This window comes from Oleiphilus sp. HI0123 (assembly GCF_001635315.1).
Map to the genome: position 1 here is coordinate 1 of NZ_LWGE01001446.1, position 1,000 is coordinate 1,000.

A 1,000-nucleotide genomic window follows, 5' to 3' on the forward strand; every position below is an offset into this window, starting at 1 on the left:
ACCTTAATCCCAAATCGTTGGCGACTGCTTCTGGGTCCTCAACTCTTTTTAAAAGGCTGTTGATGACAGCGACCTTTTCAACGTCCTTTTCTACAACATCAATAAACATTCCGTTTATAACATGCTCTAAGATAGAGGGTCGCTTTGGCTCTTTTTTACTTTCCTTGCGAATATGACGATTGGTGAGGTTCGCGCTAACACCAATAACCAAAATTCGATTCGCACCAAGGTGAACTGCAGGGCTAAGCGGTGCCATATTACGAGCAACACCATCGCCAAAGTACTCTCTATGTATCTTGACTGGTGGAAATATGGTCGGGATAGCAGAAGAAGCCATGAGGTGATCAAGCGTTAGTTTTGTTTTAACGCCCACCCTATTCCCTGATTGCCAACCAGTAAGGTGGTCTTCACCTTGGAAAAAACTAACACTTTGGCCGCTTCGATAACCACAACTTGTCACACTAACTGCCTGTATGTCGTGCTTCTTGATGTTGGTTGTGAGTTGTCCGAAATCAGCTTCTTTTTTTAATAGCTCTCTTAAGGGGGCGTTATTGAACATGGAGCCTGGCACATCAATGCCATCTCCGCTGACGAAACCTCTAACAAACTGGCCTAGGTTTTTTGCAAGATTCCAATAGTCGGATTTGTATACCTTATCAGAGCTAAGGTTTAACCAAAGATCTTCGAGACTGTCGACACTATGCCTGAAGATCTTACCCCCTCCTCCTAGCCCCACGGCGTTTAAAGCTCCTGCGGAACTGCCGCAAATGACAGGAAAGGGATAGTCAAAGCCAGGAAACTGTTCTGCAATTGCCTTAAGAACACCGGCCTGGTAAGCGCCTCGTGCACCACCACCCGTTAAAATCACCCCTGCTGTCATATTAATTATTCCAAATAATGTACTTTGTAAGAATGCTGCGATAGCAGCTTGTTTCCGCTCAAAGAATAGATAAGTCTCAATAGTAAAACTATTCTAGGGCATATATGCGGACAAGCACTA

At 44.5% G+C, this 1,000-nt stretch carries 1 protein-coding gene; it reads right to left on the bottom strand.

Going from position 1 to position 1,000, the window contains the following annotated elements:
* Positions 1 to 880 (bottom strand): patatin-like phospholipase family protein (locus tag A3761_RS18775; protein ID WP_068750681.1); only part of this gene is annotated, 880 nt, incomplete at its 3' end.
* Positions 881 to 1,000 lie beyond the last annotated feature (120 nt).